Source organism: Tahibacter aquaticus (assembly GCF_004363655.1).
Classification (GTDB): Bacteria; Pseudomonadota; Gammaproteobacteria; order Xanthomonadales; family Rhodanobacteraceae; genus Tahibacter; species Tahibacter aquaticus.
Genome location: NZ_SNZH01000001.1, coordinates 557989 through 583783, shown reverse-complemented (window position 1 = coordinate 583783; position 25795 = coordinate 557989). Strand labels below are relative to the sequence as shown.

Sequence of the window (25795 nt, the reverse complement as noted above, 5' to 3'; positions counted from 1 at the left end):
GGCTTCCCGTCGTGTTGCCCGGCGGTTGTTACTCGAAGCTGTTCTTGAAGATCGCGTCCGGTGCAGGCGGCTGCAGGGTCGGCAGCAGGCACAGCGACTGTACGGTGCCGGTGTCCTCTCCGACCGCGTCGGTGATCAGCACGGTCCAGGTTCCACCGGCCTCGCTGCCGTCGAATGCGGCCAGCGGCTGGTCCGGCGTGAAGTGCCCGCCGGCCGGGGTATAAGCCGGATCGCGGTTGGCGCAGCCTGCTTCGATGCTGCCGTCGGCGCCTTCGTCGTCGAACACGACGTTCGCGTTTCTGCCCGAGCAGCCGGCAGGGCTGCTGTCCGGTTCGCCCGGACGGTCCATCAGCGTGGCCGTCGTCGCACCCTTGCTGAGCGTGAGCGACAGGTCTCCGGTCCAGGTGTGGTTGGTCGAGAAGGCCAGATCGAGATCGGCGAGATTGCCCAGCGGCGGCAGCGTGATCGTGAGCGCGACGCCGTCCGGGTTGTCGTCCGGGATGGGCACGCCGGGCGTGGCGCAGAAGAGCGGCAGGGTCTTGAACGAGAACGTGGCGGAGTCGACGCCGTTGCCGCACCAGTTCCGGGCGCGCACGCGCCAGAAATACTCGGTCGATCCCGTCAGCGCCGCCGGCGTATAGCTGGTGCCGGTCACGGTTGCGCTGCGGTCGATGCTGCCGAAGTTCGCATCGTCGTCGATTTCCACAATGTATTCGACGGCGCCGGCCACGGCGCCCCAGCTCAGCGTTGGCAGGACGGCCACATTCGTCGCGTCGTCGGCCGGCGCGGTGAGCGTCGTCGCGGCGGGGGCGGCGGGGCTGTAGCGCAGGGTGAGGTTGCCGGTGTTCGCATGGGTCGAATCCTGACCCTGCAGCACGATGGCATAGTTGCCGGCGGCCAGCGGGGAGGCCGGTGTCAGGGTAAACGCGCTGGTGAATGGCGCAGTACCCGACGCGACGCTGAATGCCGGCGTGGTGCCGGCCGGCGTCGTCGTCGCGCTCAGCGCCACGGTGCCGGTATAGCCGCTGACCGTGCCGACTTCCAGCGGCCACGATGCCGCCTGCAGGCCGCAGGCCTGCTGTACCGGTTGTGCGGACAGCAGGAAGAAATCGGGGTTCTGGCTGCAGTTGTTGCAGACGAGGGCGAAATCCTGGTCGGTCGTGTCAGCATTGCCCGGCACGCCGTCGCCCGCGATGTTCGTGCCGGTGACATTCACCGTGATCGATCCGCTTGTGCCAGGCGGCAGGTAGACCACTTCCGTATTGTTGGCCGCATCGGCCGCGCCGCCGGCGGCGCTGCTCCACTGGCCGTTGAACCGGTTGCCGACGTAGGTGACGCCGCCGACGGTGACGCTCAGGTTGAGGTCGTTGACTTGCGGCGCCTGGGAATTCACAGCGCCCGGCGCATCGGTCCAGCTCAGCACCACGCGTACCGGCTTGGTGCTGTCGGCGATGGCACCGCGCAGATCGTAGCTGCTGCCGGTGTCGGCAAGCGTCTCCGTCTGGTCGATCAGCACGCGCGCAGGCGTGGAAGCGAAGGCGGCGGCCAGGTTGGGCATGCCGAAGCCCTGGGCGAACGATGGCAGCGTGTCGTTGGCGGAGACGCCGGTCAGATAGGTCGGATGCGCGATCAGGTAGCTCTTGATCAGCGCCGGGCTCGGCGCAGCCTGGGCATACGCGGTCTGCAGATAGCGATAGACCAGCGTCGCAGCGCCGGCGACGGCCGGCGCCGAGTGGCTGGTGCCGCTGGATGCGGCGACCGCGGTCTGGCCGCTGGGGCGGTATTTGTCGCAGACCCCTCCGCCGCTATATCCCGCGGCCACGCTCGCGCTGCCCTGGATATGCGTGCCGGGTGCGATGACTTCGGGCTTGGTGCGGCCGCCCGCGGTCGGGCCGCGTGACGAGAAGCCGACGACGTCCATGGCGTTGTCGGCCTCGGCCGGCGTGCTGTTGCAGCCGTCGGTCCAGGCGCCGTCTTCGTCGGCGGGGCGCTGGTTTTCCGAGGCGCCTACGGTGAGCACGTTCTTCGCGTTGCCGGGCGAGGCGACGGTGTTCGGATCGGGGCCGTAGTTGCCGGCGGCGAAGATGAAGGCGATCTGCTGGTTGCCTTGCGCGGTCAGGTCGGCATCGCGCACGCCGACGTCGTAGGCACGCGATTCGGCGATATAGCCGGTTGCCGGCCCGAAGATGTTGCCCAGGCCCCAGGAGTTACTGGAGATGCGTACGTTCTGCGCCTGCTGCACAGCAATGCGGCCTTCCTGGCCGATGCCGCAGGCGCCTGACGAACCTGGGCCGAAGATCTGCACGTTGGCGACGCGGCCGAACGGGTTGATGCCTTCGCGGCGGCGGAAACCGTCCGTGTCGCGGAACGGGAAGCCGCTGCGATCGTCGTAGCCGGCCGCGATCGAGGCGTTGATATTGCCGTGGCCTGCGATGCCGGCGGCGCTGGCCGTCGTGCAGCTGACCGCGTAGGTGACACGCGAATCGATGCCGGCGCCGTTCGCCGTGAAGTTCGCATCGCCTGCACCGGCCACGGCCGTGCCGTCGCCGACGCCGTCGTCGACGATGGACATGACCGGATAGTCGGCCGGATTGGCCGAGAAGCCGAGTCCGTTCAGCCAGGTCAGATAGCCGGGCGCCGACGGACCGCTTTGCGCGGGGTTGAGGCTGCCGGCGATGATCTGTGCCTGCTTTTCGTCCAGACGCCGCTCGGTCACCGCCAGGCCGACCGACAGCACGTCGCCGAGCGCGGCGATTTCGCCGATGCGCGCGACCGGCAGGTCGACCTCGCGCGCGAGCATGCCGCGCAGGTTGCTCCAGGCGCGTTTCGTGGGATCGGTGTCCAGGCTCGCGATGAGGTTCTGCGAGCGGCTGACGCCCGCGTGATCGGCGACGACGACGGTCAGGCGCGTGTGTCCGTTCGGGCTTTGCGCGGCGAACCGCGCCACTTCCGGCGTCAGCTTCTGGCTGGCCGGCAGAGGCGCCGAGTAGCGCAGCGGCTCGCCGCGCGTCGCCAGGCTGGCCAGCGCCCTGCCGGCCGCGGCGTCGGCCAGCACGAGGTAGGCGTTGTTGTTGATGTACTGCAACGGCGTGGCACCCGTTGCCCGCACACGATCCAGCCACGCGTCGGTCATCGGGCCGACGAACTGCACGAGGTAGACGCCGGTTCCTGCTGCTGCCGTCTGTGTGTCGGCGGCACCCGGCGTGAATGCGCCGGCCGGCAGCGCGACGCTGCGGTCGGTCAGCGTCGCGACTTCGCGCCAGTGGCCGGCGGCGATGCGTGCGCGATGGGTGGCGTCGACGCGCCACAGCGCGAACGCGCCGTAGTCGTGGACCAGCGACATTCCCTGCTCGCCCGGGCTGCTGGCGTCCTTCTTCAGCAGTGCGTAGTCGGCGTCGAAATGGGGTGATACGCCGACCTGCGCATACGCCGGGCCGGCCAGGGCCAGCGATGCGGCGAGAAACAGGCGCGTGCGATGGATCGTGATGGTTTTCACGGGTGTTCCTTCGGGCGAGGTGTAGTCAGAGCCGGCGGATCGGAGCGTCCGCGTTGCCTCTCGTGCGAGAGGCCGGGAAATCTAGCAGTCTCGTCAGTGGCATCGCACTGTACATTCTGCGGCGTTGTCGCAATGTACGCAGGCGAATTGTGGCCTTCGTGCGCATGCATTGGATCGGCGCGCCAACAAGCGCTGGCGTATGTACGCAGCCGGCAATGCCAGGGTCCGCGACGATGGCTGCAAGCAAGCCGGCGCTGGGCGTGCCGCCTGAGCGGCCGGTTACTGAACCACCCGCCGGCTACCGCCGGCAGCGCGTCACGCGTGGTCGCCGGTCGGTTCGCGGTGTTGCCGGGGGCGGAAGGTCGGCGGCGTGGGCCGGCGCCCTGGTCGTGTGCAGCCGCGCCGCGCCGACAGACTGGCGGCGGAGGATGCTGTGCCGCGCGGCGGCGTAGCGCGGTGGCGCCAGTTTGCGATGGGGTAATGCCGACGAGGCGCCGCTGGCGCCTCGTCGTTGAAGAGGATTAGAACGCCGACAGATTGAACGGATCGTGTTCTGCCGACATGTTGTCGCCGCCGCCTTCGGCCAGGCGGATCTTCAGCGCCAGGCCGTCGCGCGAGTCGGCCTTGGCCAGCGCCTCTTCCAGCTCGATGCGGCCTTCCTTGTACAAGGTATACAAAGCGCGATCGAAGGTCTGCATGCCTTCCTGCAGCGAGCGATCCATCGCTTCCTTGATTTCGTGCACCTGGCCGCGGCGCATCAGGTCGCGGATATGCGGCGTGTTGATGAGGATTTCCACCGCCGGCATGCGGCGGCCGTCCTTGCCGATGACCAGGCGCTGGGAGATGACTGCCTTCAGGTTCAGGGCCAGGTTCATCAGGATGTTCTTGTGCGACGCCTCGGGGAAGAAATTGAGGATGCGCTCGATGGTCTGGTCGGCGTTGTTGGAATGCAGCGTGGCCAGGCAGATATGGCCGGTTTCCGAGAACGCGATCGCCGCTTCCATGGTTTCGACGTCGCGGATTTCGCCGATCATGATCACGTCGGGCGCTTCGCGCATCGCGTTCTTCAGCGCTTCGTGATAGCTGTGGGTGTCCAGGCCGACTTCGCGCTGGTTGACGATGGATTTCTTGTGCCGGTGCAGGTATTCGATCGGGTCTTCGATGGTGAGGATATGGCCCGACTGGCTCACGTTGCGGTGATCGATCATCGCCGCCAGCGTGGTCGACTTGCCCGAGCCGGTGGCGCCGACGACCAGGATCAGGCCGCGCGGCTCCATGATGATGTCTTTGAAGATCTGCGGCAGCTTGAGCGTATCGACGGTGGGAATTTCGCTCTTGATCGCGCGGATCACCATGCCCACTTCGCCGCGCTGCTTGAACACGTTGATGCGGAAGCGGCCGGCGTCCTTCACCGCGATGGCCATGTTGAGTTCGAGATCGCGTTCGAACTGCGGCACCTGGCCTTCGTCCATCAGCGAATAGGCGATCTTCTTGACCATGCCGCCAGGCAGTCCGGTATTGCCCAGGGGGTAGAGCTTGCCCTCGACCTTGATGTTCACCGGGGCACCCGTCGTCAGGAACATGTCCGACGCGCCCTTCTCGGTCATGAGCTTGAGAAAGTAGCCAATATCCATACTCGCCTCGCTGCGAGATGCGGGACGGCACGTGCCGTCGTTTATGCTGGGAATCCCCGTCGTGAACCGGGCCGCCGATCCGTTGCAACGATCGTGCCGGCTTCTGGAAAATAGCGTCGGATTCCCACCCTGATTGCGGCCGAAGTTATGACACCAACGCCAAGAAAAATCCACGTACTGGCGCCACTTTTGCTCGCATTCCTGAGCCCGGCCGCAGCACGCGAGCGCGTGGTTTTGCCCGAGCTGCAAACTGCGGCGACAGCCCTCGCCCTGGCCGCTGAAGTGGGCGCGGCAACGTATGCGCCGCTGGAGTTGCGCTACGCCAGCGAACAGCTGGAACAGGCGCGCCAGGCGCAGGAAAACAAGGACATCGCCGATGCGCGTCTGCTGCTGGAGCAGTCCATCGTCAATAGCGATCTTGCCGTGGCCAAGTCGCGCCTGGGGCGTACGCGCGAAGCGGTGCAGGTACAAGCGGCAGCCAATGCCCGGCTGCGCGCGGAAGCGGGCCTGGCGCCGGTCGCGGAAGGGGGCAGGCCTTGAGGCGCTGGCTGGGCATGGCCGCCTGTGTCTTCCTGGCGGCCTGCGGTTCGACGCCGCGGCGCGACCTGGACTACGACCGCCTGCATGCAAGCCTGCAGGCCCTGGCGGGCGACCCTGCGCTGGCACGCCTGGCCCTGGCCGAGCGGGCGCTGGCCGAGGCCGCCGTGCGCCGGCTCGATGCCAGCAGCGTCAATGCCGAGGAACACGCGCATCTGGCGTATCTCGCCGAGCGGCGCGTAGACATCGCCTATATCGCGGCGCAGACGGCAGCGGAAAGCGTGCGCCTGGCTGAGCTGGAGCGCGAGCAGTCCGGCCTGTTGCTGGCCGCCAGCCGGCGCGAGACTGCTGCCATGCGCGAGGAACTGGACCGCCAGCGCCAGCGCGAACTGCTGGCGCAGGAAGACGTGCAGCGCGGCCTGACGCCAGGAAACGTCACATCCACCCATCCGTTGGCCGGCAGCCCGGCCAGCACGACGGTAGCCGCGCCTGCGCCGGCAACGCCTGCGCCGGCAACGCCTGCGGCGGTGCCGATGGCGCCGCCGCCCGCGCCGCTGCCGGTCGAGCGGGTTGGCTCGGCAGCGGCACCGGCACCGCCGCCGGCACCGAACGCTGTCCCCCTTGCTCCGCCGGCGGCCGTCGCCCTGCCGGGGGCTGCGCCGGCGACTGCAGCGACGGCTGCCAGCCCGGCGGCTGCCCTGTCCACTGCAGCAGCACCGGTCACTCCGGCAGACACGGCCCAGCCTGACGGGGCAGCGACGGCGGCGGCCGTAATGCCGGCCGCGGCAACGCTGGCAGCGCGGCTGGCGGTGCTCGCTCCTGACCTTGGCGATGCCACGCAGATGACACTGGAAGACCTGGTCTTCGAACCCGGCACGGCTCAGCTCGTCGCCGACGCACAGCCGGGTATTGCGCGCGTCGCCGCCTTTGTCGGCAGCGATACGGCGCGGCCGATTCGCGTCGAAGGCCATACCGACGCGACCGGCAGTCCCGACGCCAATCGTGCACTGTCGCTGCGCCGTGCCGAAGCCGTGCGCGACGCGCTGGTCGCCGCGGGCATTGCGCCGCAGCGCATCGCGGTGTCGGGCGAGGGGTCGGCCCAGCCGGTGGCGTCCAATGACGAGGCCGAGGGGCGTGCGCGCAATCGCCGCGTGGTGGTGCGTCTGCTGCCGGCGGGAAACTGAGGCGGCCCTCGAACAGGCGTTGGGTTTTACCGTTTAACGCCGCGTTTACGTGACGCAAGCCAGTGAAGAAAAACGCATTTTCCCCGCGGTTTGCGCGAGCCAAGGCAACGTAGTAGGGTGGTTTCGCAGTCGCCCGGATAACGCGGTACGGCTGCCGAATCCATGCAGAAAAGCGCGTCGCCGATAGACCAGGAAACCGCACCGCCACATTTGCTTGGCGGGCCGGTTCGCGCGATGACGCCAGTCCCGCTTCGTTTCCGTTCCCACATTCCCTCGCACGTCCGCGCCGCTGGTGCGGACGTGCGTCTGCGTGTGTTTTACACAACGATAGGAGTACAGCTGATGTTCGAGAATCACCAGAAATCCGAGATCGACGCATTGCTGAAAGCAAGCACCGAATTCCGCAGCCTGTACCAGCGCCACCAGGAGCTGGACAGCAAGCTGCGCGACGCCGATCTCGGAGTGCTGCCGATGGATGACACCACGCTGCATTCGCTGAAGAAAGAAAAGCTGCGTGCCAAGGATCGCCTGACCCAGATGTGGGAACACCGCGACGGGCCGCACTGAGAAAATGCCGAACACGTGCCGGGTGCCTGGCTCTTGTGTTCGGCCGACTCTCCCCGTAGCCCTGCCAAACCCTTGCTGTGCAAGGATTTGGCTGCTCTTTAACTGGCGGGCTCCAGAGCAAGGCCCGCTGCCGAATTGCCTGGCGGTTTCCCGAATCGCCATGACTTCGCTCCTCCCCCTGAGCATCCAGGCCCTCGGCCTGTAGTCGTAAGCGCGGCCTCCACGCCGACGCTCCCGCTCCTCCAGCCCCGTCTGGAGGAGCGGGAAAGCCGACGCAGCGGCGGCGCCTTGCCATGGCCGGCAGCTCGCGGTTTTTTCCTTTTGCATCGGTATGGCTGCGGGTTTTTGTACAGCGGCAGCCGGCCTTGTGCCGCGCGCATCGCGAGCCGGCAGGCCGTCGGTTATCATCCCGCCCCCTGAAACGACGACGTGCCCTGCCTGCGCCGGGTACTGGCGGGAGCCACATGACCATCCACCAAAGCGTGCTGGAACTTATCGGACAGACTCCGATGGTGAAGGCGCAGCGCCTCGATACCGGCTGCTGCGAGTTGTTCCTCAAGCTGGAAAACATGAACCCCGGCGGGTCGATCAAGGACCGCATCGGCTTGTCGATGATCGAGGCGGCCGAGCGCGCCGGCCAGATCAAACCCGGCGACATCCTGGTCGAAGGCACCGCCGGCAATACCGGCATAGGCCTGGCCCTGGTTGCGCAGCAGAAGGGCTACAAGCTGATTCTCGTCGTGCCGGACAAGATGAGCCGCGAGAAGATCTTCAACCTCAAGGCCATGGGCGCGGAAGTCGTGCTGACCCGCTCCGACGTGGCCAAGGGCCATCCGCAGTATTACCAGGACATGGCCGAGCGCCTGGCGCGGGAAACCCCGGGCGCGTATTTCATCAACCAGTTCGGCAATCCCGACAATCCGCTTGCGCACGAAATCGGCACTGGTCCGGAAATCCTCGCGCAGATGGACGGCAAGCTCGATGCGATCGTGTTCGGCTGCGGCTCGTCCGGCACGATGAGCGGCCTGTCGCGCTGTTTTGCCGAGAAGGCGCCGGATGTCGAATTCATCCTGGCCGATCCGGTCGGTTCCATCCTCACGCAGTACATCAACGAAGGCACGCTCTCGACCAAGAGCGCCTCGTGGATGGTGGAAGGCATCGGCGAAGACTTCCTGCCGCCGATCAGCGATTTCAGCCGGGTCAAGAAGGCCTATGCCATCAGCGACAAGGAAAGCTTCCTGACCGGGCGCGAGCTGCTGGAGAAGGAAGGCATCCTGGCCGGCTCTTCCAGCGGCACCCTGCTCGCCGCGGCGCTGCGCTATTGCCGCGAACAGACCACGCCCAAGCGCGTCGTGGTGTTCGTCTGCGACACGGGCAACAAATACCTGTCGAAGATGTACAACGACTACTGGATGCTGGACAACGGCTTCCTCGAACGCCAGCAGTTCGGCGACCTGCGCGACCTTATCATGCGGCCGTATGCAGCCCACGACACCGTGGTGATCGGGCCGAACGATCCGCTGACCATGGCCTACCAGCGCATGAAGCTGTACGAGATCTCGCAGCTGCCGGTGATGGAAGGCGAGAAGATCGTCGGCATCGTCGACGAATCCGACGTGCTGATGCACGTGCATGCGGACGAAGCGCGTTTCCGAGATCCGGTGTCCACGGCGATGATTTCCAAGCTCGACGTGCTCGACGTCAGCGCGACCATAGAGCAGCTGCTGCCGGTATTCGATCGCGGCCATGTCGCCATCGTGATGCAGGCCGAACGCTTTCTCGGCCTGATCACGCGCATCGACCTGCTCAACTACCTGCGCCGCCGCGTGCAGTAAAGCCTGCCGTAGCGCCCACCTCCTGTTCTGCGAGAATCCATGAGCCACTCTTCCAAGCAACACGGTCTGGGCACGCGCGCCATCCATGCCGGACAGTCGCCCGATCCGACCACCGGCGCGGTAATGACGCCGATCTACGCCACGTCGACGTACGTGCAATCGAGTCCCGGCGTACACCAGGGTTATGAGTATTCGCGCTCGCACAATCCCACGCGCTTCGCCTACGAGCGCTGCGTGGCGGATCTGGAAGGCGGTCGCAACGGCTATGCCTTCGCCTCGGGCCTGGCGGCCACTTCGACGGTGCTCGACGTGCTCGACAGCGGCAGCCACGTGATTGCGATGGACGACGTCTACGGCGGCACCTACCGCCTGTTCGAACGCGTGCGCCGGCGTTCCGCCGGGCTGGATTTCAGCTGGGTCGACCTCAACGACCAGGCTGCGCTGGAAGCCGCCGTACGGCCGAACACGAAACTCATCTGGATCGAGACGCCGACGAATCCGCTGCTGAAGATCGTCGATATCGCGGCGATCGCCGAATTCGCGCGCAAGCGCGGCATCCTCGTTGGGGTCGACAACACCTTTGCCACGCCGATGCTGCAGCGGCCGCTGGAGCTGGGTGCACACCTGGTCATGCATTCGGCCACCAAATACCTCAACGGCCACTCCGACATTGTCGGCGGCATGATCGTGGTCGGCGACGACGTGGAGCTGGCCGAGAAGATGACCTTCCTGCAGAACGCCGTCGGCGGTGTGCAGGGACCGTTCGATTCCTTCCTCGCCTTGCGCGGCCTGAAGACCCTGCACCTGCGCATGCGCGCGCACTGCGAGGCGGCGCAGGAGCTCGCCGGCTGGCTGTCCACCCATTCCAAGGTGGAAAAAGTCATTTATCCCGGCCTGGCAGAACATCCACAGCATGAGCTGGCCAAGCGCCAGATGAGTGGTTTCGGCGGCATGCTCAGCATCTACGTCAAGGGCGGTTTCGACGGCGCGCGGCGCATGATGGAGCAGTGCAAGCTGTTCGCCGTGGCCGAATCGCTGGGCGGCGTGGAAAGCCTGATCAACCACCCGGCGGTGATGACCCATGCCTCGGTGCCGGCGGAAAACCGCGCGCGCCTGGGCATCCACGACAACCTGGTGCGGCTGTCGGTCGGTGTCGAGGACGTGGCCGACCTGCGCGCCGAACTGGATGCGGCACTGGCCGCGGCCTGACCCGCATGCACGCGTCGTTTGCGCGCGCTGCCGGTTGCAGCGCATGAGCGGGACAGTCGGACTGGGACGGTTTCTCGCGGAACCGTTCTCGGCCTTCGGCCGGCACTGGTCGCTGACCCGCGAGCTGACCAAGCGCGATGTGCTCGGCCGCTACCGCGGTGCCAGCTTCGGGCTGCTGTGGTCGGTGCTCAGTCCGTTCCTGATGCTGCTGGTCTATACCATGGCCTTCGGCTCGATCTTCAAGAGCCGCTGGGCGCAGCAGGTCGAGGGCGGGCCGGACTACACGCTGATCCTGTTCGTCGGCCTGATCGTGCACGGTTTTTTTACCGAGTGCCTGACCCGCGCTCCGCTGCTCATCGTCGGCAACCCGACCTACGTCAAGCGCGTCGTGTTCCCGCTCGAGGTATTGCCCTGGCCGATGCTGCTTTCGGCATTCTTTCACATGTTGATGAATGTCGTAGTGCTGCTGGTCATTTTCCTGGTGCGATTCGGTGTGCCGCCCTGGACCGTCGTGCTGTTTCCGCTGGTGCTGCTGCCGCTGGCCCTGGTCGGCGCCGGAATCGGATGGCTGTTCGCCTCGCTCGGCGTCTACCTGCGCGACATCAGCCAGATCACCGGCGTGCTGTCGACGGCGATGCTGTTTCTTTCCTCGGCCGTGGTGCCGGTAGAGACGCTGTCGCCGCACTATCAGTTCATCTTCCGGCTCAACCCGCTGAGCTTCATCATCGACGAGGCGCGCAAGGTCGCCCTCTGGGGCCAGCTACCGGATTGGAGCGGACTGGGCCTTTACCTGCTGGGGGCGCTCATGTTCTGTTATCTGAGCTACGCCTGGTTCCGCGCCACGCGTTCGGGGTTTGCCGATGTCCTCTGAACTCGCCCTGCGGGTCGATGGCGTCAGCAAGGCCTTCGCCATCTACGAGAAGCCGCACCATCGCCTGTTGCAGCAGTTGTTTCCGAATGCCGGCCGCAGCTGGCACCGGGAATTCCATGCCTTGCGCAATATCGATTTCGAGGTCTACCGCGGCGAAACCGTCGGCATCGTCGGGCGCAACGGCTCGGGCAAGTCGACCCTGCTGCAGATCATCTGCGGCACCCTGGCGCCGAGCGCTGGCAAGGTACAGGTGTACGGCCGTATTGCCGCGCTGCTGGAGCTCGGCGCCGGCTTCAATCCCGAATTCAGCGGCCGCGAGAATGTCTACCTCAATGCGACGGTGCTGGGCCTGACACGGGCCGAGATAGACGCCAGTTTCGCCGACATCGCTGCCTTCGCCGACATCGGCGAATTCATGGAGCAGCCGGTCAAGAGCTATTCCAGCGGCATGTACGTGCGCCTCGCCTTCGCCGTCGCGATCAACGTGAAGCCCGATATTCTGATCGTCGACGAAGCCCTTGCCGTCGGCGACGAAGCGTTCCAGCGCAAATGCCATGCGCGCCTGGACCGCCTGCGCGACGACGGCGCGACCATCCTGTTCGTGTCGCATTCGGCCGGCATGGTGATCGAACTGTGCAATCGCGCGGTGCTTCTGGACCGCGGCGAAATGCTGGCATTGGGTACGCCGCGGCACGTGGTGTCGCGCTACCACAAGCTGCTGTTTGCGCCCGCGTCCAAGCTGGACGAGGTGCGGGCGCGCATTCGCGCCGAAGCCGACAGCGGCCCGGTCGCTGCCGGCAGCGGGGCCGCTGCGGCGGGCAACGACGAAGCGAGCGACGGCTCGTATTTCGATCCGTCGCTGGTGTCGCAGAGCATCCTCAGCTATCCCTCGCTCGGTGCGTGCATCGACGATCCGCATATCGAGACCAGCGCCGGCCAGCGCGTCAACATGCTGCGCGGCGGCAGCGACTACGTCTACGTCTATCGCGTGCATTTCGATACGGCTGCGGCCGGCGTGCGCTGCGGCATGATGTTCCGCACCACGACGGGACTGGACCTGGCCGGCGGCGCCAGCGCCCTGGCCGGCGAAGGGCTGGACGTGGTCGAGGCCGGCCAGAGCATTTCCGTGCGTTTCCAGTTTCGCTGCCTGCTTGCGCCGGGCACCTATTTCGCCAATGCCGGCGTATTGGGGCTGCATGGCGAGAGCGAGCAATACCTCGATCGGCGCATCGACGCGATCATGTTCCGCGTGTTGCCGGATCTGGAACGGCTCTCTACCGGAATGGTCGATCTTTGCATTGGCGCCAGCGTGTCATTCGATCCGCAAACGGAGTCAGCGAATGTCTGAAAAGCGGACGGCCATACTTATCCTGGGCATGCACCGCAGCGGTACCTCGGCACTGACCCGCGTGCTCAATCTGTGCGGCGTCGACCTGGGCAGCAGGCTGATGCCGCCGGCCGAAGGCAATAATGAACTCGGCTTCTGGGAGCATGTGGAAGCCGTGAACATCCACGAGCGCGCCTTGACCCAGCTCGGACGCAACTGGTCGGACGCACGGCGCATGCCGTCGGACTGGCTGGAGTCGCCGGCCGCGGCGGCGGCGGCCGAAAGCATAGCTGCGCTGGTCCGCGACGAATTCGCGCACAGTCCGTTGTGGGCCGTGAAGGATCCGCGAGCATGTCGCTTTGTTCCTCTGTGGAAAAAGGCGCTTGATGCTGTCGGCATCGAGGTGAAGCTGTTGTTCGTGCTGCGCCATCCCGGCGAGGTCAGCGCATCGCTGGCGCGTCGTGATGGCATGTCCGAAGCGGAAAGCGAATTGTTGCTGCTGAACCACTTCTTCGAGGCGGCACAGGCATCCGCGGGCCGGGTGCGGTGCGCGGTGACCTACCAGTCGCTGCTGGATGACTGGCGTGGCTGCATGCAGCGCATTGCGCGCGAGCTGGATATCGAGCTGCCGGCGCTGCAGTCTGGTGCCGCGCAGATCGAACAGTTCCTTGACCGCGGCGCGCGCAATCATCATCACGCCGACGACGACGCGGCGTTGGGCAAATCGCTCAATGGACGCGCCTACCTGCTTGCACGCGACAGCAGCGACGCCGCCGAATTTTGGTCTGGCGTGGGAGAGTTGAGTGAAATATGGGATTTGTACCAGCATGACCTGCTGCCCTATGTCGACGCGCTGCTGGACATGCTGGCGATTCGCGACGTACTGGAACGGCAGGCACGCGCTCCAGCCATTGCCGAATGGCAGGACCAAGACCGTACACTTCAGCCGCTGACGCGGTTGCAATTCCGCATGATCTCCGGCTTGCAGGAAGGTATGGGCAAGCTTGGCCAGGCCTCGGCCGATCTCGGCGCGATGGTGCGTATCGGCAATGAATCGGCGCTGGGCGAGTCCTCCCGCATCGCCGGCACCGTGGCGGCGATGCAGGCCGGTTTGGCCGAGCTGCACCAACAGGTGCTGGACCAGGCGGGCGGCAGTGCCGAGCTGAGGGCGGCGGCGCACGCGCAGCAGCAGCTGTTGGGCGAGGTGCTGGTACAGGCCGACACCCTGCGCCGGCATATGGACGATATTGCGCTGCGCAGCCATGCCCAGTGGGGCGAGTTCGCACGGCGCAGCGACGAGCGTTTGGTCCAGTTGGGGCAGCAGGCGGACGATTCGGCCCTGGCGAGCGAGCGCATTGCTGTACAGCTCGCTGGGCTGGAACAGCGCCTGGCAGCAGCGGCTGAACGGGACAATATGCGCTGGTCGCAGCGTCTGCGCCGACTGTTATCGGGGAAATGACAAGCGAGCGCATGCGGCAAGACGGCAAGACATGAGGGAGCTGGCCCTCAGCGGATGGGCGGCCAGGCGATCGGGTTTGAATTCCGGGGGTTGGGTTGCACATGGCTAATGCGTGGTATTGGGACAAGTTCGTCCTGGGGATGAGGCTGGTCTATCGCGTCATTCCACTCAGTGAGCGGACCAAGCTGCGCCACACCTATTGGCTGGCGTACCGTTTTCCGGCCCTGCGCCAGGTCGTGCGCACGGCCGAGCAGCAGGTGCTGGTGGAGCTGGACCTGGTGCCGCTGCCTGCGGGTTCGGTGGCGCCGAACGCCGTTGCGCAGTCGATGGCCGGCGAACCGTCTGCTGACGTCGCGTTGGGCTCGGGGCCGGCGAAGGAGGTCCTGAAGGTCGGCTTGCCGCGCAGCGGCGCCTGCCGCCGCGTACACATGGCAACGCGTGCGATCGGCCATGTACCGCTGCGCAAGACGCCGCTGGCAACGACGCCGGCGGTGAAGCTGCTGGCGTTCTATCTGCCGCAGTTTCACCCCATTGCCGAGAACGACGCCTGGTGGGGCAAGGGTTTTACCGAATGGACCAATGTCGGCCGCGCCCTGCCGCAGGTCGAAGGTCAGTACCAGCCGCATCTTCCCGGCGAGCTGGGTTACTACGACCTGCGTGTGACGCAGGTGCAGGAACGTCAGGTCGAACTGGCCAAGCTCTACGGAGTCGGCGGTTTCTGCTTCTATTTCTACTGGTTTGCCGGCAAGCGGCTGCTGGAAGCACCACTGCTGCAGTACCTGGAAAATCCCCGCTGCGACCTGCCGTTCGCCCTGTGCTGGGCAAACGAGAACTGGACCCGGCGCTGGGACGGCTACGAAAGCGACGTGCTGATCGCCCAGGCCTATTCGCCCGAAGACGACATCGCCTTCATCGAGCACGTGGCGCGCTACATGCGCGATCCGCGCTACGTGCGCGTCGGCGGCAAGCCGCTGCTGCTGGTCTACCGCCCCAGCCTGCTGCCGGACCCGCGCGCCACGGCGCAGCGCTGGCGCGCACGCTGTCGCGAACTCGGCCTGGGCGATATCCATATCGCACTGACCAGCGCCTTCGACCGCATCGATCCGGCCGCGATCGGTTTCGACGCGATGGTGGAATTCCCGCCCAACAACACTGCGCCGCCGCTGGTCACCGACAAGGTGCGCAAGTTGAATCCGGGCTTTTCCGGCAATGTATACGATTGGAGCTGTTTCCCCGAGCGCAGCCGCCGCTACGAAAAGCCGCCCTATACCTTTTACCGCGGCGTCAACCCGGGCTGGGACAACGAAGCACGCAAGCCCGGCGTCAGCAACATCTTCGTCAACGCGTCGCCGCGCGGCTACCAGGAATGGCTGGTCAATGCCATGCGCGACACCATCGCGCGCTTCGACGCGCCCGACCAGCGCCTGGTCTTCATCAATGCCTGGAATGAATGGGCCGAAGGCGCGCACCTGGAGCCGGACGTGCGCCTGGGCTACGCCTGGCTGGACGCGACCCGCCGCGCGGTCGAGCAGGTCAGCGGCCCGGCCGGCGCCCGGCGCGACGGCCGCGTCTGCGCGATCGTGCATGCCTACTATCCGGAGCTGCTGGACGAGATCTTCCAGATGCTGGCGCAGTGGAGCACACCGTATCGCCTGATCGTAACCACCGTGCCCGAGTGCGAGGCCGAAGTGCGCGAACGCCTGCACGGCGCCGCCATCGACGGCGAATGCCGCGTTTTCGAAAACCGCGGCCGTGACGTGCTGCCGTTCCTGCGCGTGGCCAGCGAGCTGGCCGATGCGGGCGAGGAACTCATCGTCAAGCTGCATACCAAGCGTTCGCTGCATCGCGCCGACGGCGATATCTGGCGCCGCGACCTCTTGACCAAGCTGATCGCCGCTGGCAATGCGCGCCGCATCGCCGAGTCGTTCAATGCGACGCCAGCGCTGGGCATGGTGGCGCCGGAAGGGCATATTCTGCCCATGAATTTCTACTGGGGGTCGAACCAGGAAAGCGTGCACTACCTGTGCAGGCTCATGGGCGTGGCCGAATGCGATCCTGGCCATGACGTGTTCGCCGCGGGTTCCATGTTCTGGATGCGCGTAGCCGCGCTGCGGCCACTGCTGGACCTGCACCTGGATGAAGCCGAATTCGAGGCCGAGCGCGGCCAGGTCGACGGCACCATGGCGCATGCGATCGAACGCTGCTTCTCGGTGTCGGCGCGCCGGGCCGGTCTGTATCTGGCATCGTCCGAAGACACCAGCGTCAACGCCGCACCGCTGGAACAGGACTACGCCTACGCCGACTCCTCGCGTTGAGCGCGACTCTGTCTATTCCGTTTCTGGAGCCCACATGCTGACCTGGTTTGACGATCGCGAGACGTTCCTGCGCGAAATCGATGTACTCGAAGCGCGCCGCGGCGCCGGAGAGGCTTTCGTCAGCACGCAGGAGGCCGTGCCCGGCTACTGCACGGCCTGCGCGGCGATGTCCACGTTCGCGGTTCGCGTAGGCGGTTTCTACGGCAACCGGCCAAACCTGCGCGAAGGCCTGACTTGCCGTAGCTGCGGCCTGTCCAACCGCAACCGGCTGATCTACTCGGCGTTGCGCCGGCGCGCCGACGAAGTGCCGCAGGCTGCGATTGCGCTGCTGGAAAACCTGACGCCGCTGTTCGTCGCGCTGCGGCGGCAGCTGCCGCAACTGCTGGGATCGGAGTACATCGGCGAAGCGCACGTGTCGGGGCAGGTCTATCCCTATCACGGCCATCCGGTGCGCCACGAGTCGATCACGCAACTGTCCTATGCCGACGCCAGCCTCGACCTGATCGGCCATTGCGACGTGCTCGAGCACGTCTACGACTATCGCGCGGCACTGTGCGAAGTGCGCCGCGTGCTGCGGCCGCGCGGCCAGATGATCTGCACCGTGCCGTTCTTCATGACGCGACAGGAAGAAGCCGTGCTGGCGCGGCCGCGCGGCGACGGCAGCATCGAATTCTTCGGGCCGCCCGAATACCACGGCGACGGTCTGCGCCCCGAAGGCATACTGACCTGGCATCACTTCGGCTGGAAGCTGCTCGACGACGCGCGCGAAGCCGGCTTCGCGAGTGCGCAGATCGGCCTGGACTACGACTTGTTTTGCGGTTTCGCCACCAACAACCATCCGCGGCCCGAATACGGGCTGATGTATCCGCTGCTGCTGCGAGCCTGCGCCTGAGCGGGCTGGTCAACGCGCGGCAGCGCAACGGGTTCAGCCTTCCGGGGAAGACAGATCCGGATGGCTGCTGACGCTGTGCCGGCTTTCCCGTGCGCAATGCCGTCGATGGCGGGCGCAAGTCCCGCTCCGGGTTGTTCGAGCCGGCGAATCCGGTGCAGTGCCGGATTTACCGCCGTGATTTCCCCGCAAGCACCTCAGGGCGGCAGCGGCTGCAGGCGCAATTCGGCCAGATAGCCCCAGTCGCAGGCGAGGTTGCCGTTGGCGCCGGGTGCGACCGTGACGCGCAGGCTGTCACCGGCGGCAATCTGTACCGCATCCAGCGTGGCGGTCTGCAGACCACGGTCCTGCGCGGTGGTGAAAGGGTTGAGATTGCGCTGCAGTTGCAGCGTCGCTGCATCGCCATTGACCACATCGATCTGGAACTGGATGCCGTCGGCCTGCGCCTCTGCGCAGCCAGCTATCACGTGTGTCGCGCCACGCATGCCGTAGCGCGTAGTCAGCCGGTAGCGGCCCGGTGCCGGCGAGAAATCCATGGTCGACAAGGCGTGCATGAACAGCGCCGGCCGGCCGTCCTCGACGATGGGTTGGATCATGCCGTGGCGCTTGGTTGGCGCGAGATCCAGGCCGGGATACAAAATTGCCTTGATGCCGGGCGCGAGCTGTTCGGCGGGTTCGACCGGCAGCTCCTGCGGTGTGAAGCCCACACGCAGGCGCGGTGCGAGCAGGCTTAGCTGCTCGGGCTCCGCGGTAGTGAAGCGGACGCGCTGCACCGCAGGTTGGCGATCGCCGTACATCCACTGAACGTAGGAAATCTCGTTGACCAGATACGGCGACAGCAGGAAGCCGCCGCTTGCCGCGGCACGTACCAGCCGGTATTGGTGCACCACTGTGGTGTCCAACGTAACTTCCATCAGCAGCGGGGGCTCGCGCAGCAGCACGGCCATCAGCTTGCCGCGCAGGCTCTGACCGAGATCCAGGTGCATCAGCATCGCCGATGTGTGTGCCGGCACATCGATCCACTCGCCAAATGCCGCATCGACATAGCTGACTGCCGCCGGCGCAATCGGATCGCGCACGTCGCGCACGCGCTTGAGCAGCACGAAACCCCGCTCGATCTCCACCAACCGGTAGTTGCGCCATAGCGCGAGCAGCGCCAGCCCGTCCTCGCTGGTGGGGTAGCGCGCGTCAATCGGTTCTATTTTCAGCAGCACGAAAGGGGGTGCAGAGCTGCCGAGGAAATAACCTTCGTTGAGACGCTGCAGGCGGGGTGAATACGCGGCGTAGCTCTGGAATACGGGCCGGGGCGCGTAGTTCAGCTCGTTGACCAGAACCACGCCTTGCGACGACGTGAGCAGATCTACGCGTTGCGTGCCCACGATCTCGCGGACCCGCGGCAAGTCCAGTGCGCTGCGTACACCGGCGCGGCCCGCGTCCTGATTGGCGCGCAGGGTTGCAGGATTGAGCACCTGGTTCCAGGTTATCGCGACGTTCTCGGCAGTCGTGCGGTAGGTCTGCAGCGTTGCCCCGGGCGGGATCAGCAAGACCGCGGCGCCGCTCAGCAGCAGTACGCTCAGTGTCGCCGCGTAGCGCAGCTGTGGCAGCAGATCGCGCACGAAGCCCATCATCACCAGCAGCGCCAGTGCGACCAGCGGCAGAAAGATATGGGCATGATCGGCCCGCGTGAACGACGCGCGCCAGGCGATGAACAGGGCGGCGGCGAGATAGCCGACGACCATCAGCGCACGTAGCCGCGCCGAGCGGTCGCTGCCGAGCCAGGCCAGTAGCAATGCTGCAATCCCGATACTGGCCGCAAGGCAGACGGCCTGTTCCTGGTCTGCGCCGCCCGCGCCCATGGCTTGGCTGTAAGCCGAAGCCATTTCCAGCGAGGTGAGAAGGTAGGCGGGGAAGCCGCTGACGGCCTGTCCGTTGGCCAGCCACAGGGCCAGCGCCGCGGCCGGAACGCCAAGCAGCCAGCCGACCGCGGCCAGCGCGCGGCGGTGCTGCGCGAGCAGCAGCGTACCGACCAGCCAAACCCCGGTGGCGAGCGGGAAAAATGTGAACTTCACCAGCCCCAGCGTCGCGCAGAGCACCGCGACTACGCTCAGCAGCAGCGCACGCCAAGCGGCTGATCTGACGAGTGCTGCTCGCTCCACGGCGGCGACGGCCAGGATGAGCGTGCCGAGCAGCAAGACGTCACTGTTCAACCGCGGCGAGAGCACCAGCAGCACCACGAGCATTACCAGGCGTGTGCCCCACCCGCGCAGCAGCGAGGCCGCCAGCCCGAAGGTCACGCCAATTCCGAGGGTAAGCACGATCTGGCTGACGAAGAACGTGGTGAAGATCGTCGGATAGTAGGTCGCGTACGGGTTGAGCCAGCCCAGCGGACCGTAGGTGAAAACGATGTCGCTACCCCACTGGGCCCCCTGGACGTGTGCCCAGGCGATGACCGCCGACCACGATTCGTCGAGGTTGGTGCCGGCAGTGCTGATGCCCAGACGCAGTGTGACTACGAAGATCAGTGCGCCGACTAAGGCGCCAAACCAGCCGCCTTCTTCGCGCAACCGCGGCGCAGGCGTTGGCCAATGCGTTCTATTCATTGGGTTGACCGGAATGACAGATTTTTTAGCCGAGGTAGCTGCTCACGGTGCGTGCGGCAACGCCGGTGGTTTGCGCCACGGTTTCGCACTGTCAACGCGTGCCCTTCTGCGGAAATACGCCGTATTCCAGCAACCGGCCGACAGCCGCGGTCCGCGGCCGGGCCAACCGGTTTTCCGCGCCGAACCTGCGTTCCGGCTCGCCCCGTGCAATGGGCGCACGCACGAACACAAGGCGTCGGTCCAGCGGAAAGGTGCTGCTGATGCCAGCGCGGAAAGCCAGCGCAATCACCGTTGAATACAGCGGCAACTGGTCGGACATCATACGCGAAACGAAATTGATCGGCCCAGCAATCTGGACAACTGCAGTCGCCGCAGATGTGCCGGGATCAGGGCGCGCATGCCGGTTTTGCTGGTCAGGCGACGAGCGTCAGCGCTTCTGGGTGGCGACGAAAGCCAGGTCCTCCAACATACCCCGGCCAACGGCCTGTCGCTCACTGGCTGCTGGCCAGCAAGTCAGTACATCAACATCGCATCACTGTCGCGCAGGATGTCGAGCCGGTAGCCGCTATCGCAGCTTTCGGCCGGATCGGCGTCGCCGAGCATGATCCGGTAGCGGCCGTGTGGCACGGCTGAGGCATCGACACCGAGGTCGAACGAAGCCCCTCTGGAAACGGCCTGGCCGGGCAGGTGCACGACCGGATCGCGTGCACGCGGGCGCCAGGTGGTCGCTGCATAGAACTGGCCGGATTCGCTCAGCAGCCCGATCTGCAGTGGTCGGCGCTCAGCAGGTGTCCCGGTGTGTACAACGATCCCCGCCACGCGCAACGTCGCCGCATAAGTCACGACGAACATCTTGTCCCCTTGTGGTCCCGTTGCGTTGAGCGTGTGCAACGTGCAGCGCAGACCGGTTTGCAGGTCCGGACGGGCTTGTGGTTCGAGACGCGGCAAGACCCCTGGCGCGAACCGCTGCCACAGCGCGACGCTCAGTGCCGACAGCCGGCCGGCGGTCGGCGGGCATACTTCTGGCGCCGGGTGCTGGGCGGCAACAGGACCTGGCGGTGCGCAGTGTGTTGCGGCGTTCGTGCCATCCCGGGGCGCGACGGATACCGGAAGAAACCGCCGCAGCGTTGTGTCGGACAAGGCAGCGCCCAGTGCAGCGGCATCCGGATAGGGAATGTAGAACGCTGGCTTGGCGCTGAGGGCGGTCGCATCGCCGTCGATAAAGGCACGCACATTCACAGCCTCGATGCGCGTCAGGAAATGGCGGTCCAGTAGCAGCGGAACATGAACCACGCTCTGCGCTACGAAGCCGCCGCACAGCAGTAGCGCGACGCTGGCGGCGAGCGCGCGTTGCCGCCGGCGCTGCGCCGCGCCCTCGTTCGGAGCGTCGAGCAGGCGCAGGGCGAAATAGCCCAGCGCCATGCAGCCGAAGGCGAGCAGGTCGGTGTAGCGGGACGGCACACCGAGCATGTCGTGCCCGCGTGAGTAGGCTGTCGCGAACGCCGTCAGCGCCCACCAGACGTACAGGCCGCTGAAAAACAGATCGACGGAATCGGCCTCGCGCTTGCTGCAGAAGCGCCAGAAAAACAGCGCAAACGGCAGCGAGAGCGCCAGTGTCGCTGGCGCGACAAACGGCCAGCTCGTCGTGACCGCCACGGCGCGGACAAGCTCGAACAGGTCCTGCGTCCTGAGCGATTCGTGATACGCCGGGTGTGGAATCTGTGTGGCCGCCGCCAGCGCGATCACCAGCAGTGGCACAACCAGCAGGGCGGTCGCGCGCCAGGAAACGCGTCCTGCGAACGCGCGCGACACCAGCACGGCGCAACAGGAAAGCGGCGCGAAGATGCCGGTCGCGATCGTAAATACCGATGCCAGCGACAGCACCACCAGCAACAACAATGTGCCAGGCGAGGGCGGGCGGTGAGCTGCAATCCACAGCAATGCGAATGTCAGCAGGATCAGAAAATAGAACCCATTCTGGAATCCGGCGATCGTGTTTTCCCACGAGAACGGTAGCACCGCCGTGAGAACCAGCAGTCCGCAGAGCATGGCCGCCCGCCCGGCCGGCAGGCGTCGTACCAGGTAGGCCGCGAACAGTCCGACGCTGGTGCAGACGATCAGTGCGTTCGCCAGACACTGCACGCGTGCGTCCCACTGCGCGTCGTTGAGCAGGAACAGTGCGATGGCCCAGAGACGGGTCAGGCCGATGCGATGCTCGTTGTGCGCACTGAACAGCTGATGCCAGTCGTAACGGCCTTCAAGGAGCGGCTTGAACGTGCCCATTCCTTCGGCGGCCCACTGGTCCCAGAAGGGCAGACTGCTGCCGAAGGTCAGCACCAGCCAGGCGCGGGCCGCGAGCACCATGAGTGCGCAGACCACGGCAACCACCACGGCGCGGCGCGCACTGGCGTGCCGCGCGTCGGCGGCGGCAGCCGTTGCCGCCGGACGCTCCACGGCCGGTGCGGTAGATACCGGCGCGGTCATGATGCGGCGGCGTTTTTTCGGAACGAGAAGTATTTGTGGCCGAAAAAGCTCATCAGGATAGGCGCGGCGATACCGATGGCATGAGCAACTTCCTCGGCATGCCACCGCCAGCCGGCTGCGGGCAGGACGACGTGCACCAGCAGCAGGCTGACCGCGAGTGTCAGCGCAAGGCCCGCCAGGTTGACGAGGGTAAAGCGCAGCAGCTGGCCTGCGGCGTGGCCATGGCCGTCGACGAAGACAAAGCGCCGATTGAGCACGAACGCCGTCGACAGGCCGACGACGAACGCTGCCATGATGGCCAGCGCATACGGCAGCACCAGGCTGAACGCGGCGCGCGAGGCGAAGTTCATCAGCGCCGCGATGGCGCTGACGGCGATGAACGTGACGAGCTGGCGCTTCAATGGCCGGTCCGCGCTGCAGACGCCGCCGGCGGTCCGGGGATGCTCATCCTGCCGCCCGTTGTTCGGCCACGACGAACGCCTGCTTGCCGAGCACATGCCAGGCCAGAGGAACTTTGAGGTAGAGCTGCACCAGCCAGGCGGCCTGCGGCAGACGGCTCTTGGTCGTATACGGCAGGAACTTCGCGATCACCGTCGTCGGCGTCAGGCCGGCCAGCTGCAGGCCTTCGACCAGGCTGCGCTCGGTCAGCGGCGTGTGATGGTCGAAATAGTCCCAGTATTCACCGGGCAGATAGCGGATGTTGGGCTGCAGCACCATGACGCGGCCGCCGGGGCGCAGGATGCGCTGGCATTCGCGGAAGGTGTCCAGCACCATGTCTTTGCTCGGCAGGTGTTCGAGGAAGTTGCTCATGAACACCACGTCGACGCTGTTGCTGTCGAGTTCGCGGATCGCCGTGCACGACTCGTTGATCACGTGCACGTCGGCGGCCGCGAAGCGGCGCACATCGGGGTTGAGATCGACCGCGATCTTCTTGCCGGCCTGGATGTTGTTGATGAATTCGCAGTAGCCCGCGCCGATGTCGACCACGGTGTCGGTAGGCTTGACGTAGCGGCTGAAGAAGTCGCTGCACAGCACTTTCCAGATGGCGTGCTTCTGCGCCAGCGCCGCTTCGGGGAAGCGCTGGTTGTACAGCTTGTCGAGTTCGACCTTGGATTCGGACATGGCTACAGCCTCACGCTAGGGCAGTTTGCGCCAGGGTCTTGGCGACCTTGACGCTTTCGCAGATGGAACGGTCTTCCGGGTAGTAATACGCCGTGTCGGCCATGCACAGGCCGGCGATCGGCGTCTGCATCGGCGGCAGCATGTCGTAGAAGCCCGGCGGGCAGACGGCCTGGGCAAACTCGTAGCGATGGCAGTGGCTGGCCAATACCCAGTCACGCGAGAAGGCCGGATTGATCTTGGGCAGGTAGCCCAACACTTCCTCGATGAATTCGCTGTGCGGCCGCGCGTATTTGGCATGCGTCTTGGGCATGTAGAACGGCGCATAGACGATGGCCGGGCCGGTGCCCGGATTGAGATTGGAGTACTCGATCACGCCGGGAATATCGATGCTGTCGTCGCAGATATTCATCCAGAAGTTTTCGCTCAGCGGCTGCTTCAGCTTGAGGATGACGCAGACCACCGGAATGTTTTCCAGCGCGCGGATGCGCGCGGCGAACGCTTCGGGCAGGTCGGGCACCAGCGCCGGTACGTACTGGATCGGCGCCGTGCTGACGACGTTGTCGACGGCGATGGTTTCGCCCCTGACCACGATGCTGTCGACCTTGCCGGCGGGGGCATTGACGCGTTCGATGCCGGCGCCCAGGTGAATGCGGCCGCCGCGGGCAAGGATGAATTCCTGCATTTTCTGCAGCAGCGTTTCCGAGCCGCCTTCGATATAGCCCAGCGATTCCTGCAGCAGGTTCTTGCGCGACAGCGCGACGCGCTTGATGCGCGTGCCCAGCCAGGCCGCAGAAAGTTTATCTTTGTATTCGTAGAACTTGAGATGGAACAGGCGCTGCCACAGCACGTCGTAGGCGCGTGCGCCCAGGTTGGCCTTGAGCCAGTCGGTAACGCCGACCTTGTCCAGTGCGCGCCAGTCCTTGATCGACTTGGTGCGCATCACGTGCAGGGCGTAGCGGAACTTGTCGATCCAGCCGAGCTTGTCGAAGCCGAGCAGGGCGAACGGCGTGCCCCACTTGTACAGTTTGCCCTGGCAGTAGAAGCCCATCCGGGTATCGGTCCACTTCAGGGTGTGGGCGATGCCGAGTTCCTGCATCAGCTCGAACAGCGGGTCGTCGGTCTTGCAGACGAAATGGTAGTAACGCTCGATCTGCAGCCCGTCGAAATCGAACGCGGCCGACATGCCGCCGATGCGGTCGTCGCGTTCGTAGATGTCGACCTCGTGACCGGCCTTGAGTATCTCCATCGCCGCCATCAGCCCCATCGGGCCAGCGCCGAGGATGGCAAAGCGTTTCCTGACCGTCTGCTGCATGCCGCTTCCTTTCATCGTTCCAGCACGATGCCGCTGTAGCGCGGATCGCAATAACTTTCCCGTACCGCCTCGGCGAACGGTGTCTGCGTGACGCCGAATACCGCCAGGGTGTCGATGCCGCTGAATTCGTCGCCGGCGGTCAGCGCGTCCAGCTGCGCCGCGGTGAACGGCGGCTTGTTGCTGAACAGCGCGTAGGTCTTGAGCAGCGCCTTGAAGAGCCAGTACGGGATGTGCACGATGGGCGTGCGCAGGTTCTTCGCGCGCTTGATCGTATGGATGATGTCGACGTAGTCGATGCGTGTCTCGCCGCAGATGTCGTAGATGGCGCCATCGGGCTGCGTCTCTATGCACTTGACGATACAGCGGCAGAAATCGCGCTCGTACAGCGGCTGGCGCATATATCGGCCGTGGCCGGGAATCGGGAATACCGGCACCTTGGCCATGAAGCGCGACAGCCAGCCCAGGTGCTTGGGATCGAACCAGCCGAACATCAGTGTCGGGCGCAGGGTGCAGTGTTTCAGGCCGCTTACGGCGACGAGCTTTTCCTGTGCCTTCTTGGTATTGGTGTAGTCGTCGTTGGCGACCGAGTTCACTACCGACGAGCTGATATGCACCAGGAACGGCACTTCGTACTTGCGCACGGCATCGAGTACCCGCCGCGTCGCGTGCTCGTTGTTGCGCACGAATTCCTCGGCGTACTTGCCGGTGATCTGCGCATGCAGCTGCACCACGCACGCGGCGCCGGCGAAGCTGTCGGTCCAGCCGCCCGGCTCGGCCAGGTCGGCCTCGAGCGTGGTCACGTCCGGATGCAGCTGGCGCAGGATGGCCAGGTTGTGCGCGTGCTTGTCGATGGCGACGAGGTTGGTATAGCCCTGCGCCTTCAGCTCGACGACGAGGTTCTGCCCGACCAGGCCGGCGGCGCCGGTGAGTACCAGTCTGGCGTCCTTGGGCAGA

General features: G+C 65.7%; 18 protein-coding genes. 10 read left to right on the top strand and 8 right to left on the bottom strand.

Annotated elements, in window-relative coordinates:
• Positions 1-28: 28 nt before the first annotated feature.
• Positions 29-3496, bottom strand: a complete 3468-nt coding sequence (locus DFR29_RS02345; RefSeq protein WP_133816936.1) for a S8 family serine peptidase — start codon at positions 3494-3496, stop codon at positions 29-31.
• A 521-nt stretch (positions 3497-4017) separates the two neighbouring features.
• Positions 4018-5130, bottom strand: a complete 1113-nt coding sequence (locus DFR29_RS02340; RefSeq protein ID WP_133816935.1) for a PilT/PilU family type 4a pilus ATPase — start codon at positions 5128-5130, stop codon at positions 4018-4020.
• A gap of 189 nt (positions 5131-5319) precedes the next feature.
• On the opposite strand from DFR29_RS02340, the gene DFR29_RS02335 reads away from it, so the two are divergent.
• From DFR29_RS02335 to DFR29_RS02290, 10 genes are all read left to right on the top strand, one after another.
• Positions 5320-5670, top strand: a complete 351-nt coding sequence (locus DFR29_RS02335) for a DUF4398 domain-containing protein (RefSeq protein WP_166653820.1) — start codon at positions 5320-5322, stop codon at positions 5668-5670.
• Positions 5667-6851, top strand: a complete 1185-nt coding sequence (locus tag DFR29_RS02330) for an OmpA family protein (protein ID WP_133816933.1) — start codon at positions 5667-5669, stop codon at positions 6849-6851. The genes DFR29_RS02335 and DFR29_RS02330 overlap by 4 nt, the downstream gene beginning before the upstream one ends.
• 342 nt (positions 6852-7193) lie before the next feature.
• On the top strand, positions 7194-7418 hold the full coding sequence (locus DFR29_RS02325; protein ID WP_133816932.1) for an HP1242/YdcH family protein: 225 nt from the start codon (positions 7194-7196) through the stop codon (positions 7416-7418).
• A gap of 464 nt (positions 7419-7882) precedes the next feature.
• Positions 7883-9253 carry a pyridoxal-phosphate dependent enzyme gene (locus DFR29_RS02320; RefSeq protein WP_133816931.1) on the top strand — a complete coding sequence of 457 codons (1371 nt, stop codon included), beginning with the start codon at positions 7883-7885 and terminating at the stop codon, positions 9251-9253.
• Positions 9254-9292: 39 nt separating this feature from the next.
• Complete coding sequence (locus DFR29_RS02315; RefSeq protein WP_133816930.1) at positions 9293-10462, top strand: cystathionine gamma-synthase; 1170 nt, start codon at positions 9293-9295, stop codon at positions 10460-10462.
• A gap of 43 nt (positions 10463-10505) precedes the next feature.
• Positions 10506-11333: an ABC transporter permease gene (locus DFR29_RS02310; RefSeq protein ID WP_133816929.1), complete on the top strand. Its 828-nt coding sequence runs from the start codon at positions 10506-10508 to the stop codon at positions 11331-11333.
• Positions 11323-12681 (top strand): ABC transporter ATP-binding protein, encoded by a 1359-nt coding sequence (locus tag DFR29_RS02305; protein ID WP_133816928.1) that lies wholly within the window; start codon positions 11323-11325, stop codon positions 12679-12681. The genes DFR29_RS02310 and DFR29_RS02305 overlap by 11 nt, the downstream gene beginning before the upstream one ends.
• Positions 12674-14119, top strand: coding sequence for a sulfotransferase family protein (locus tag DFR29_RS02300; RefSeq protein WP_166653819.1), 1446 nt, complete (start codon positions 12674-12676; stop codon positions 14117-14119). Before DFR29_RS02305 ends, DFR29_RS02300 begins: the two co-directional genes overlap by 8 nt.
• A gap of 101 nt (positions 14120-14220) precedes the next feature.
• Complete coding sequence (locus DFR29_RS02295) at positions 14221-16434, top strand: glycoside hydrolase family 99-like domain-containing protein (RefSeq protein WP_133816926.1); 2214 nt, start codon at positions 14221-14223, stop codon at positions 16432-16434.
• A gap of 34 nt (positions 16435-16468) precedes the next feature.
• The gene (locus DFR29_RS02290) at positions 16469-17326 is read left to right on the top strand and encodes a methyltransferase domain-containing protein (RefSeq protein WP_166653818.1); all 858 of its coding nucleotides are present in this window, start codon (positions 16469-16471) and stop codon (positions 17324-17326) included.
• Between the two features lie 194 nt (positions 17327-17520).
• On the opposite strand, the gene DFR29_RS02285 is transcribed toward DFR29_RS02290, so the two are convergent.
• From DFR29_RS02285 to DFR29_RS02260, 6 genes are all read right to left on the bottom strand, one after another.
• Positions 17521-19923 carry a hypothetical protein gene (locus DFR29_RS02285; protein WP_133816924.1) on the bottom strand — a complete coding sequence of 801 codons (2403 nt, stop codon included), beginning with the start codon at positions 19921-19923 and terminating at the stop codon, positions 17521-17523.
• A 513-nt stretch (positions 19924-20436) separates the two neighbouring features.
• On the bottom strand, positions 20437-22377 hold the full coding sequence (locus tag DFR29_RS02280) for a hypothetical protein (RefSeq protein ID WP_133816923.1): 1941 nt from the start codon (positions 22375-22377) through the stop codon (positions 20437-20439).
• A 26-nt stretch (positions 22378-22403) separates the two neighbouring features.
• Positions 22404-22904: a GtrA family protein gene (locus DFR29_RS02275; protein ID WP_133816922.1), complete on the bottom strand. Its 501-nt coding sequence runs from the start codon at positions 22902-22904 to the stop codon at positions 22404-22406.
• Complete coding sequence (locus tag DFR29_RS02270; protein ID WP_133816921.1) at positions 22852-23529, bottom strand: class I SAM-dependent methyltransferase; 678 nt, start codon at positions 23527-23529, stop codon at positions 22852-22854. Before DFR29_RS02270 ends, DFR29_RS02275 begins: the two co-directional genes overlap by 53 nt.
• Before the next feature lie 10 nt (positions 23530-23539).
• Positions 23540-24841, bottom strand: coding sequence for an NAD(P)/FAD-dependent oxidoreductase (locus DFR29_RS02265; RefSeq protein ID WP_133816920.1), 1302 nt, complete (start codon positions 24839-24841; stop codon positions 23540-23542).
• Between the two features lie 11 nt (positions 24842-24852).
• The gene (locus tag DFR29_RS02260) at positions 24853-25794 is read right to left on the bottom strand and encodes an NAD-dependent epimerase/dehydratase family protein (RefSeq protein ID WP_133817076.1); all 942 of its coding nucleotides are present in this window, start codon (positions 25792-25794) and stop codon (positions 24853-24855) included.
• Between the last annotated feature and the right edge of the window lies 1 nt (position 25795).

Coding starts and splice junctions, on each gene's coding strand:
- DFR29_RS02340 (WP_133816935.1), bottom strand. CDS start 5,130: ATGGATATTGGCTACTTTCTCAAGCTCATGACCGAGAAGGGCGCGTCG.
- DFR29_RS02325 (WP_133816932.1), top strand. CDS start 7,194: ATGTTCGAGAATCACCAGAAATCCGAGATCGACGCATTGCTGAAAGCA.
- DFR29_RS02320 (WP_133816931.1), top strand. CDS start 7,883: ATGACCATCCACCAAAGCGTGCTGGAACTTATCGGACAGACTCCGATG.
- DFR29_RS02315 (WP_133816930.1), top strand. CDS start 9,293: ATGAGCCACTCTTCCAAGCAACACGGTCTGGGCACGCGCGCCATCCAT.
- DFR29_RS02310 (WP_133816929.1), top strand. CDS start 10,506: ATGAGCGGGACAGTCGGACTGGGACGGTTTCTCGCGGAACCGTTCTCG.
- DFR29_RS02305 (WP_133816928.1), top strand. CDS start 11,323: ATGTCCTCTGAACTCGCCCTGCGGGTCGATGGCGTCAGCAAGGCCTTC.
- DFR29_RS02300 (WP_166653819.1), top strand. CDS start 12,674: ATGTCTGAAAAGCGGACGGCCATACTTATCCTGGGCATGCACCGCAGC.
- DFR29_RS02295 (WP_133816926.1), top strand. CDS start 14,221: ATGGCTAATGCGTGGTATTGGGACAAGTTCGTCCTGGGGATGAGGCTG.
- DFR29_RS02290 (WP_166653818.1), top strand. CDS start 16,469: ATGCTGACCTGGTTTGACGATCGCGAGACGTTCCTGCGCGAAATCGAT.
- DFR29_RS02285 (WP_133816924.1), bottom strand. CDS start 19,923: ATGAATAGAACGCATTGGCCAACGCCTGCGCCGCGGTTGCGCGAAGAA.
- DFR29_RS02275 (WP_133816922.1), bottom strand. CDS start 22,904: ATGTGCTCGGCAAGCAGGCGTTCGTCGTGGCCGAACAACGGGCGGCAG.
- DFR29_RS02270 (WP_133816921.1), bottom strand. CDS start 23,529: ATGTCCGAATCCAAGGTCGAACTCGACAAGCTGTACAACCAGCGCTTC.
- DFR29_RS02265 (WP_133816920.1), bottom strand. CDS start 24,841: ATGCAGCAGACGGTCAGGAAACGCTTTGCCATCCTCGGCGCTGGCCCG.